The sequence below is a fragment of the Alicyclobacillus fodiniaquatilis genome, assembly GCF_042678105.1.
Lineage (GTDB): Bacteria > Bacillota > Bacilli > Alicyclobacillales > Alicyclobacillaceae > Alicyclobacillus > Alicyclobacillus fodiniaquatilis.
Genome location: NZ_JBHUCX010000099.1, coordinates 379,410 through 389,283 on the forward strand (window position 1 = coordinate 379,410; position 9,874 = coordinate 389,283).

The window sequence follows — 9,874 nt, forward strand, 5'->3', positions numbered from 1 at the left end:
TGATGATCATGGCCGTATCGCTTATTACGCTTGGAGGGCTTATGTCCCTGTAGTCAAGGATACAATCAACAAAAATCTCTCCTTACCCAGAGCGTGTAAGAGCTTTTTGAATGGACATAGACTACGCTTATTGAAATATCACAACTTCGGTTAGGAAGGGAAGGATGTCGTAACGTGAGTTTTCGCCTTAGACTGACATACGGAATTCTATTTGGCATTCTGTTCTTCGTAAGCTCGCTTATCATCGGTCTGGCGGAGCATAAAATTGTCGCGACCATGTCTCTCATTGGGACGTCCCTCACCCTTGAAGCACAACCTGCTGCCGTTGCGAGTATTCCTCTCCGATTCCGCCCATTCTCCGGTGGGGCGATCAGCATTCTGGCAAACCTTATCCTAATTCCACTCCTCATGTTAATCCTAGATGAAATTATCCTGCATTGGAGTTGGCTGAGAAGAAGGTTACAGAAAGCCGAGATCTGGTCTCGGAAGTATGGAAAATATGGCGTTTGGGTGCTTGTGCCGCTGTCACCGGTTCTCGGCGCATATGTGTGTATCGGGATCGGCTACGTAATGCGATGGAATCACGGTCTTGTACTATGTAGTGTATTGATTGGAATGGTTGCATCGTCTTTCATCATCACGTACGGCGGAGAATCGGTCGTGCGGGTGTTTCAAGCGGTCCTTTAGCGTCCGATAGTTACTTGGATTGGGAAAATTGCGGATCAAGTCCGATTTTGTGTGTATTTTGCCTCAATGACGGAAAAGAAGCCGTGGACGAGCTGATGCGAGCACACGAGAAAACTTTTGTCTATCACACCAAGCATGAGCAGATTGCCATGCCGATCCGCAACAAACCCGCGTATCGGAGGTCTATTCAATGAAGTTAGATTAATGAAGTTAGATTACCGGGATGGGCTATTTTTTTGTTTCCCTGACCTTGTCGTATAAAGGGCAATCTCGATGCCCATCCAGGGATTAATGGGCTTTTGGGTGCAGACATTCTTGTTCAAGGATGTTTTATTGTCGATCTAAACCAGATGGTTGTTTACTCATCAGAAGAGTAAAAAGGGCTGTGTAGTGAGCGTTTTCAAGTTCCTTCATGTATTCCGCAAGGCAAGCATTGCAAATTTCAGAAAGCCTTTCGTGGTGCGGCTTATGATAGATGAATCCCGTCAATGCGTGAAAATATGATACACTCGCCATTCCATCGCGCAAATAGCATCTTGGTGATTTCAAATTTTGTCTGCGTATTGAATACTTCCCTCTATCCAGCCGTCAATGTATTCTTCAATCTCCCGCACAGTGTCAGTTTGCGTGAACCCATCGAGGTATGCTGTGAGATAGAAAAAGAAAAAATGATAGCAGTAATACGCCAGCCGTTCCGAACGCAGGGTGTGTCTAATGCCGTTCTGACACAGAGCATTATAAAAAACGTCCCTTGCCCAATCCTGGCAGCACATGACCCATGCGTCACGTTCCGGCGGCGCGAGGATGGGGGTGTCCCAATCCACGATGAAGTACCTGTCACCGTTTACAATCAGATTTCCTCCGGCATCGCCGTGGGTGATGAAGAAGTCCGCCCTGTCACCTCGGCACAGCTCGGCAAAGTATTTCAACCTCTTGGCTCTATGCTCCAACTTGACGTGATTTTTCTCAAGCACTGAGTGAATCTGTATATTATCCAGCGCGTTCCATTGCTCGAAGAACTTATCGGCGCTTTTGCCCGAAAAATCTTCTCGGAGAATGGGAACGCCGCAAGACGGAACTGTGTATACCTTAGCCAGCATTTGATATTCCGGGATTTTTGTAGCGTCTGTTTCTATGTTTTCACCGTCAATCCAGTCAAAAACGCCGAGTATCGCGCCGTCAAATCGTGCGGACAGGTCGCCGTCTTTTGTCTTTACGATTCGGCTGATGAAGTCAATGCCATGGTCACATAGGTGTTGGATTATAGAAAAGCTGCGCTCATAGACGGCTTTATGCGTGGCGGGGTAAACGAGTTTTAGAAAATAGCTGCTATTCGTAGCGTCCAGCCGCCACGTTTCACCGTAAAAGCCGCGTTTTGCGGGAGCTAGTACGGCGGCGTTTATTCCATATTCCTGCTTGATGAACTCAAGCAGACGATGTTGGTATTCCTCGGAACGAGGGATGCTGCTGTACAATTATTTCTCACTCCTTGACAAGAGTCAGTTTAACGTCCGATTGAACTTCATCACGTTGTCAAGAACTATGTTGCTCCCCATAAGTTCAAGAACCTATAACCATGTCTTTTTTATCTGTTTTCATATTTAGCTCAGTTCTATTCGAGAATTCTGTTTATATCAAGGTTCATATGCCTCGCGTATTTCTTTCCCCAATCGTACATCAATTCCAAGATTGGAATTAATTTTTCACCATACTCCGTTAGTGTATATTCTACTTTCGGCGGAACCTGCTGATATACTTTCCGATGGATAATCCCATCGTTCTCCAATTCCCGCAACTGTGCCGTTAACATCTTTGGCGTAACTTTGGGCAACAGTTTTCTGAGCGTGCTAAAACGTTGAGGGCTGTTTAGACCGATATGCCACAGGATAATCATTTTCCATTTACCGCCAATAACGGATAATGTTAATTCCTTTTCACAATTAAACTCTTTAAGATTGAGCACCAGTCATTCACCTGTCTTCTAAAGTTTCTTTTTAGTAACTATATCACTAATAAGTGTGTACTTAACATTTTGGTGTATTGAGTATAACATCAACACCTGCCGGGCATTTCAAATTCTTCAGCCTGAGATTAGTGCAATATTAAACATTTAATAACAGGAGTGAAAGCCAATGAAACTTCAGTTAGCATTGGACCTTGTTAATATCCCCGAAGGAATTGAGCTAGTGGAAGAAGTAAAGGAGTTTGTTGACATTGTGGAAATCGGCACACCCGTCGTGATCAACGAAGGTCTTCGTGCTGTTAAAGCAATGAAAGACGCATTTCCAGAACTCGAGGTTTTGGCAGATCTCAAAGTTATGGATGCTGGCGGGTACGAGGTTTTAAAAGCTTCTGAAGCTGGTGCGGATTACATTACTGTACTTGGCGTGTCTGAAGACGAGACAATTCGAGGTGCGGTTGAAGAAGCTAAGAGGCACCAGAAGAAGATCCTCGTTGATATGATCGGCGTAAAGGATTTGGAAACTCGCGCAAAAGAAGTCGATACGCTTGGTGTGGATTACATCTGCGTTCATACTGGATATGATCTACAGGCGGTAGGGCAAAACTCTTTTGAAGATCTAAAGACCATTAAACGTGTCGTGAAAACTGCCAAGACGGCAGTAGCCGGCGGCATCAAATTAGAAACATTACCGGAAGTTGTAGCCGCAGAACCAGATATAGTGATTGTAGGCGGTGGGATTACCGGTCAAACAGACAAAAGGTTGGTTGCCGGTAAAATGAAGGAACTGATTCAGTGATGACTTCAGCAACTGAATCACAGTTCGGGTTGGGAATATTGGCAGAGCTGTCACGTGTGATTCGTTCAGTTTCTGAAGCGAACACTAAACAATTTGTAGAATCTATCCTCCTCGCAAAGAGAATTTTTGTTGCGGGTGCAGGCAGGTCTGGATTTATGTCACGGGCGTTTGCCATGAGGTTAATGCAGATGGGCTTTGAAACATACGTTGTAGGGGAAACGGTGACCCCTAACATCGCACAAGGCGATCTTTTAGTTTTGGGCACTGGTTCTGGAGAAACAAAAAGTTTAGTGCAAATAGCTGAAAAGGCAAAGGAGCTTAGTGCTTCTATTGCCATCGTAACCATTTTTCCTGAGTCCACCATCGGGAAGCTAGCAGATACTTGCGTTAGAATACCGGCCCGTCCAAAAGATGGTTCGGATGATGGTTACAAATCGATACAACCAATGGGAACACTATTTGAGCAAAGCTTGCTAGTATTTTTCGATGCTGCAATATTGAAACTTATGGCTGCTCGGGGAACGAACTCTGACACGATGTTTACTCGACACGCCAACCTTGAGTAACATAGCTAGAACCGGAGAACGCATCTCAACGTTTTGAGGCGTTCTCTGGTTTATTTTAAAACCCTGATAAATATACATCATGAATTTAAAGTCAAATAAACCAGTATATGCGATCCGGCGGGTGTCCCGACCTGCCCTGGCCGCTCTACTGCGCGGCGTCATCGAGGGCATCTACGGTGTCGAGAACCGGGGCTGGAACCTGCTGCTTAATGCGCATCGGTCGTGGTGGACTACCGGAGGCGGGGCAGAAGTGGTGTTTGCGCACGGCGAGAGCCGAGGAGCTACCCCGGCGAACACATTAAGCAGCCGCACCACCTCCGCAAGATGACTCCGAAACGTGACCGGGCCCATCGGTGGACGTCCTCGACGAAGAACTTCTCGTGTGCCGCGAATCGTTCCGGGCTAAAGCCTGGTGAGTATTCATGGAGCCGCAGCATCTCATCGCATGTTAAGCGAGCCACGTAGCCGATGCCGTAGTGGTCGATACGGAGCAAGCTAAGTGGACTGGATTTGTATGAATATGCTGGCTCTCTTACGCTGTTTGTGGGACTCACTAGCTCAATCTTTGGAGCTGTTCTCCGACGATTACATGAGTGTGCGTAATCAACCGGAAGTACAACAACGTGAGGAACTTTTTAATGCTTTACATGCTTGAGGCATTCCTGTTGCCGCTTGAAATTGCCGAATTTACAACTAAAACAACCTTTGTATACGGACATGTGCGTTCGGAATTAGAAAGGCACGGCGACCGATTGGCCCACTTGATACGCTCATTGCAGCACATGCGCTATCCCTTGATATTCCACTTGTTACAAACAACACATGGGAATTTGAACGAGTCTCTGGATTGCGGATAGAAGACTGGACAATCGAATAAAGAGTAAGTCTGGCGACTATAGATCCCTAGGCTTTTTGCTTATTTGCTTAGGAAACAGTCAGGTAGGTCGGAGGCCTCACGGCCCTCCTTCCCCCTTCAGAACCGGACGTGACGGTTTGCCCGTCATCCGGCTCAAGCCATCCTGCAGTATTCTCGGCCTATTTGTTAACGGCTTTGACTTCACCCGCCCGGACCACTCTACCTCCAACGATTGCCTCGCCAGGGATAGAAAACATTTAGGGTTGTCCGGAAACGTATCATGTCCATGCTTCCGGATATATTGGACATGGCACCATTGGTGGGCGACGAACACGTTTCGTATCGTATAACGGCCGTTTAACTGTGGGGGAATCATTGGATAGAATCCGATGTTATTTTCCCCATTGAGCTGCCACTTTCGGAAGTGTTCTTCCGAGATCGGACGCCCGCATAATCCGCACTTGCCATTCGTTTTCTTCACGATTTTCTTTTGTAACCCATCAAGCCGCTTTAAAAGCAATGCCTGATGTCGTTGTTCAAAGTACTTACTGTCACTTGCACGATATGGTGACCGTTGTCCTTGTACCTTGACGTGGCGAATGATGGGGACGCTTAGACATGTGGAATATGTCCCATGTCCCATTTGTGAACACCCAATCTCGATTGCTACGGCGGGCGAAGTATTTATCTTTTACCCACTGACTGTTCTTCCTTGGGTGCCTCCGTTTAGCCCAACACCATAACATCTCATATATTCGGTAGTCGCAGTAAGAGAATGTTTCCTTACTGACCACCGTGCTATAGTAGTTCGTCCAGCCGCGCAAAATTGGATTGAGTAGACGTGTGATGTCACTTAATCTGGTAGAGAAACAAGACTTCCTTGCGGTGTTCCCTTAGTACTTGGTATTTTCCCGCGTTTCGGCTCAATGATGGGTGTTTTGAGGATTCTTCGAATAAATGTCCGGTCTTCCGGCGCGAGTTTCATGAGTAGCTTTTCATGGTCTACGTTGTCGAAGAATCCCTTGATATCCCCTTCGATGACTCATTGCGGAGAACGGATTGAGGACAATACGATGAATAGTTGCGCAATGGCATCCCATGTCGAGCAACTTGGACGAAATCCGAAGGAGTTAGGTTCAAACTGGATGTCCCACTCCGGCTCCATTGCCATTTTGTGTATTGCTTGCTCCAGACGATTGGAGATAGTGGGAATGCCAAGCGGTCTCTGTTTGCCGTTTTTCTTCTTGATGTACACACGGCGCACATGGAGTGGCTTCTTTTTCAGGTTCACCAGTTTGAGCAGTTCTTGTCTAGCTTCAGGGGGCGTGTACGTTTTCCCATCCACGCCGGGTGTATTTCGCCCTTTGTTTTCTTGAGTGACAGCACGAATGGCAAGCATTTTCACATGATGACTGTTGCGGATGAGCCACTTATAGTGGCGTGCGGCCTTGCGATTTCCGTGTTCGACTGCGTTTGCGAGTTGTCGCTGTAACCTAGAGACGTGGCGTTCAGTTTCATCCCAATCCACCCACGAAGTAAAGGAGCTGGTGTCGGGTTCGGATGCTTGCGCTTCGTACCATGCACGCATGATCTTATCTTCGACGGTTGTTGGTGAGACGTTACGTTTAGAGCCTGTTGGCTCGCTCGTCGCGGATAGTTGGTTCATAACAGGCTCTCCTGAATTGTGCGGATTACCCCTGTATTTTGTCCAGTCACATTTGTCTCGGCTGACATTCCATTAAATAAACCAGTTTGGAATTGGAGGGGGTTGTATGCATCATCAACACACTCGGTGTATTCGCAAATTGGATGCTGCAATCAAGGAACTTCGAGAAGCACAACACTTGTTAAGCAAGGAAAACTTTGAACAAGCCGAAAATGAAATCGGCGATTCACTTGTGGATATTTCAAAAGCACTCCGATGTCTTACGTCAAGAGGCGGAGAGAAGGATCAGTGGGATGAGTGATCAAAAAAGAAGCATAAAAATAATTGAAGAAGCCATTAAAGAGCTTAAGGAAGCCAAGGATGATATTCGTCATCACAAGGTTGAGCACGCGGAGAAAGAGATCGCAAATTCCTTGTCGTATCTTGGTAAAGCCCTACGAGCCATAAACCAAGAAGAACCGCCAGCCGAAGTTGGAAATCGAATTTACATTGCAAATACCCAAAGTAACACTGTTTCAGTCATTGATGGAAATACCAATACCATAATCGCAACCGTTCCAGTGGGGCTCGGACCAGCAGGAGTAGGAGTGAATCCTTCTACGGATCGGATCTATGTTGCAAACTCAAACCCTAACAGTAATACCGTCTCAGTGATTGACGCAAATACCAATACTGTGATCACCGATATATTAGTGGGTTCGGAACCATCTAGAGTGGGGGTGAATTCTTCCACAAATCTAGTTTACGTTGCAAACATTGCTAGCAACAATGTCTCGGTTATTAACGGAAATACAAATACTGTAATCGCAACCGTTCCAGTGGGAAAAGAACCATCGGGAGTAGGGGTGAATTCTTCCACAAACAAAATTTACATCATAAACTTCGCGAATAACAATGTCACCGTGATTGACGGAAATACGAATACTGTGTTCGCCACTATTCAAGTAGGACAAGGACCCTCTGGGGTAGGGGTGAACCCTTCTACAAACCGGATTTACGTCGCAAACGAACTCGATAACAATGTTTCAGTTATCAACGGAAATACGAATACTGTAATCGCAACCATTCCAAACGTCTTTAGATCAGAGGGCGGCATAGGAGTGAATCCTTCTACAAATAGGATTTACGTCACAGAATTCAACAGTAACGCTGTATCGGTGATTGACGGAAACATCAATACTGTAATAGCCACCGTTCCAGTGGGAAGTGAACCATTGGGGGTGGGGGTGAACCCGGACACGAATCTGGTCTATGTTACAAACTCAAATTTCGACAGTAGCAGTGTCTCGGTGATTGACGGAAACACGAGTACCGTGATTGCTACGATTGCGGTGCAGATTTCACCGGATGGTGTAGGGGTTATTCCAGGATAGATATGGGTGTACATGCTTAAGTAAAATACAGTTTTCGAACTCAGCCAATTAACGAATCCGGGCTAATGTGCGGATTGCGACTTCCAAAGAGCAATCCGTTTTGATTTTTAAGATTCGCTTCAAATTTATACGAAACAGCCAGGTAGGCCGTGAGGCCTCCGACCTACCTGACTGTTTCTTTCGAGATTTGGATCTAACGTTCTCAAATATTTATTCATAGCATTAGCGTGTATGGCAGAAGAGTCGAGGAGTAGTTCAATTTCAAATCTATTAAACTGAAAACCACAAGCCAACATACCAACACTGAATACAGAATATTTCAAATATCCGAAACCATCGTACCCATCCGCAAGCAAGGATGATATTGTTAAGGTATAAGCAAGAAGATCACATCGAGTCCATCAAGAAAAACGGTATAAAAACGGAATAGCGAGAGGTGGTCAATTAGAGATGAAGGCGGAATTGCGGAACCAAATCTTTGAACGAGGATACGTCCTCGTCCCGAACGTCATCCCAAAGGAACAACTGGATGCGGTTATCTCGGACATCTTCGAACATACCAACGCCGATCCGAATGACCCAGGTTCTTGGTACAGACCGTCAATTATAAGCCCAGATGGCATGATTGAAATGTACCACTATCAATCGATGTGGGACAACCGACAGCATCCAGAATTGCACGAGATCTTTGCGAGCATCCTCGGGACGGAGAAGTTGTGGGTCTCCATTGACCGGGCCAACTTAAAGCCGCCTGCCCATTTCGATTACCCGCAATACAGCAAAACGGGTTTTATCCACTGGGACACGGATATGGATAGATATCCGGACATCCCGTTTGCGGTACAAGGAGTGATAGCGCTTGCGAACACTGACGAAACGATGGGCGGTTTCCAGTGCGTTCCGGAACTGTATCGCGAGTTGGAGGACTGGATTATCCACCAGCGCCAGTCGGGTGTAAAAATTGGACGCCAACCGGATATATCAGATTATTCCATCACCAAGGTGCCGATGCGCGCAGGAGACGTCGTCATTTGGAGTACACTGCTGCCGCACGGCAACGGCCAAAATGTCTCAAATCGCCCTCGGTTGGCTCAATACATCAGCATGCACCCAGCCGAGGAGGATGATGACGCTTACCGCCAGGCGCGCATCGAAAGCTGGCAGTCATGCCACCCGCTGCACAACGAAGTGTTCCCTGGTGACCCGAGGAGAATCGAAGAGGCTCGACGAGAACCGGCGTTGCTCACGCCGCTCGGACGCAAACTGCTGGGCCTCAATTCATGGAGCTGAGCCCACAGCATTCATTTCGCGCCACTCCATGGACGATCCCGCATTTGGATCGTCCATGGCTGTGTCCTGCCAACCTCGATCCAGAAGAACTCAGAATAAAACACCATATATGGACGGTCACGCTCCCTCTCCTTCACTGAAGCCGCCCTTCTACACGATTTTTCGTGATTGGCGTTTTGGTCTTGAATGAAACATAAGGCTAATCCCAGGGTTATAAACAGTTACCTGACAACGCTCTAAATATCGGACATTTCGGGTAACTACAATCAGATGGTGTGCCATCGCTGTAGCCGCAATCAGGCTATCCATAACAGGTAATTTGACCCCTTCCTTTTCCGATGTGCTTTGTAGTTTTCCCCAAGTGAAAGACACATCTAAATCGATGGAGAGTATCCGTCCTTCAAAACGCTTGGTCAGTTCTTGATTAACCCATTTTTGCAGCCGTTCCGCCCGATTTGAATCACTCGGTTTCCATATTCCTTTTTGGAGTTCACCGAAGGTTATCACACTTAGAAACAAAGCCTTTTCATCACAGGTATCAATCCAACGCATAACACGGGGATTGGGATCTTTTTGGTGTTAGGTTAAAAGTGTGGACACAACGAATCGAGAATGTGAAAATAAGTAAATTGATTCGAGGTGTCTACGATGACAAAACAATACGATGCAGATTTCAA

11 protein-coding genes and 1 pseudogene are annotated in these 9,874 nt (G+C 46.5%); 7 read left to right on the plus strand and 5 right to left on the minus strand.

Features of this window, described 5'->3' with window-relative positions; genetic code table 11:
- Positions 1-174: 174 nt before the first annotated feature.
- Positions 175-687, plus strand: coding sequence for a small multi-drug export protein (locus tag ACFSB2_RS25570; protein ID WP_377945988.1), 513 nt, complete (start codon positions 175-177; stop codon positions 685-687).
- 545 nt (positions 688-1,232) lie between these two features.
- Here the strand turns inward: ACFSB2_RS25570 and ACFSB2_RS25575 are convergent.
- Both ACFSB2_RS25575 and ACFSB2_RS25580 read right to left on the minus strand, forming a co-directional pair.
- On the minus strand, positions 1,233-2,162 hold the full coding sequence (locus ACFSB2_RS25575) for an aminoglycoside phosphotransferase family protein (RefSeq protein WP_377945990.1): 930 nt from the start codon (positions 2,160-2,162) through the stop codon (positions 1,233-1,235).
- 137 nt (positions 2,163-2,299) lie between these two features.
- Positions 2,300-2,650: a winged helix-turn-helix transcriptional regulator gene (locus ACFSB2_RS25580; protein ID WP_377945991.1), complete on the minus strand. Its 351-nt coding sequence runs from the start codon at positions 2,648-2,650 to the stop codon at positions 2,300-2,302.
- Positions 2,651-2,819: 169 nt separating this feature from the next.
- Between ACFSB2_RS25580 and hxlA the strand changes: the two genes are divergently transcribed.
- From hxlA to ACFSB2_RS25595, 3 genes are all read left to right on the plus strand, one after another.
- Entirely contained in the window at positions 2,820-3,446 is a 627-nt protein-coding gene (gene hxlA / locus ACFSB2_RS25585; RefSeq protein WP_377945993.1) for a 3-hexulose-6-phosphate synthase, read from the plus strand.
- Entirely contained in the window at positions 3,446-4,012 is a 567-nt protein-coding gene (hxlB, locus tag ACFSB2_RS25590; RefSeq protein ID WP_377946024.1) for a 6-phospho-3-hexuloisomerase, read from the plus strand. The genes hxlA and hxlB overlap by 1 nt, the downstream gene beginning before the upstream one ends.
- Positions 4,013-4,784: 772 nt before the next feature.
- Positions 4,785-4,889, plus strand: coding sequence for a PIN domain-containing protein (locus ACFSB2_RS25595; RefSeq protein ID WP_377946025.1), 105 nt, complete (start codon positions 4,785-4,787; stop codon positions 4,887-4,889).
- 530 nt (positions 4,890-5,419) lie between these two features.
- On the opposite strand, the pseudogene ACFSB2_RS25600 reads toward ACFSB2_RS25595, so the two are convergent.
- A pseudogene (locus ACFSB2_RS25600) lies at positions 5,420-5,722 on the minus strand (group II intron maturase-specific domain-containing protein); the annotation flags it as partial.
- 188 nt (positions 5,723-5,910) lie between these two features.
- Entirely contained in the window at positions 5,911-6,534 is a 624-nt protein-coding gene (locus ACFSB2_RS25605; RefSeq protein WP_377945994.1) for a reverse transcriptase N-terminal domain-containing protein, read from the minus strand.
- A 106-nt stretch (positions 6,535-6,640) separates the two neighbouring features.
- Here ACFSB2_RS25605 and ACFSB2_RS25610 point away from each other — a divergent pair, with 106 nt between their 5' ends.
- The 3 genes from ACFSB2_RS25610 to ACFSB2_RS25620 all read left to right on the plus strand — a co-directional run bounded on the left by ACFSB2_RS25610 (position 6,641) and on the right by ACFSB2_RS25620 (position 9,197).
- On the plus strand, positions 6,641-6,835 hold the full coding sequence (locus ACFSB2_RS25610) for a hypothetical protein (protein WP_377945996.1): 195 nt from the start codon (positions 6,641-6,643) through the stop codon (positions 6,833-6,835).
- Entirely contained in the window at positions 6,828-7,907 is a 1,080-nt protein-coding gene (locus tag ACFSB2_RS25615) for a beta-propeller fold lactonase family protein (protein WP_377945997.1), read from the plus strand. The genes ACFSB2_RS25610 and ACFSB2_RS25615 overlap by 8 nt, the downstream gene beginning before the upstream one ends.
- 450 nt (positions 7,908-8,357) lie before the next feature.
- Positions 8,358-9,197: a phytanoyl-CoA dioxygenase family protein gene (locus ACFSB2_RS25620; RefSeq protein ID WP_377945998.1), complete on the plus strand. Its 840-nt coding sequence runs from the start codon at positions 8,358-8,360 to the stop codon at positions 9,195-9,197.
- Positions 9,198-9,347: 150 nt separating this feature from the next.
- On the opposite strand, the gene ACFSB2_RS25625 is transcribed toward ACFSB2_RS25620, so the two are convergent.
- Positions 9,348-9,749 (minus strand): type II toxin-antitoxin system VapC family toxin, encoded by a 402-nt coding sequence (locus tag ACFSB2_RS25625; RefSeq protein ID WP_377945999.1) that lies wholly within the window; start codon positions 9,747-9,749, stop codon positions 9,348-9,350.
- Between the last annotated feature and the right edge of the window lie 125 nt (positions 9,750-9,874).

Excerpts from the sequence above, each read along its gene's own strand:
- ACFSB2_RS25615 (WP_377945997.1), top strand. The coding sequence starts at position 6,828 with ATGAGTGATCAAAAAAGAAGCATAAAAATAATTGAAGAAGCCATTAAA.
- hxlA (WP_377945993.1), top strand. The coding sequence starts at position 2,820 with ATGAAACTTCAGTTAGCATTGGACCTTGTTAATATCCCCGAAGGAATT.
- ACFSB2_RS25610 (WP_377945996.1), top strand. The coding sequence starts at position 6,641 with ATGCATCATCAACACACTCGGTGTATTCGCAAATTGGATGCTGCAATC.
- hxlB (WP_377946024.1), top strand. The coding sequence starts at position 3,446 with ATGACTTCAGCAACTGAATCACAGTTCGGGTTGGGAATATTGGCAGAG.
- ACFSB2_RS25605 (WP_377945994.1), bottom strand. The coding sequence starts at position 6,534 with ATGAACCAACTATCCGCGACGAGCGAGCCAACAGGCTCTAAACGTAAC.
- ACFSB2_RS25625 (WP_377945999.1), bottom strand. The coding sequence starts at position 9,749 with ATGCGTTGGATTGATACCTGTGATGAAAAGGCTTTGTTTCTAAGTGTG.
- ACFSB2_RS25620 (WP_377945998.1), top strand. The coding sequence starts at position 8,358 with ATGAAGGCGGAATTGCGGAACCAAATCTTTGAACGAGGATACGTCCTC.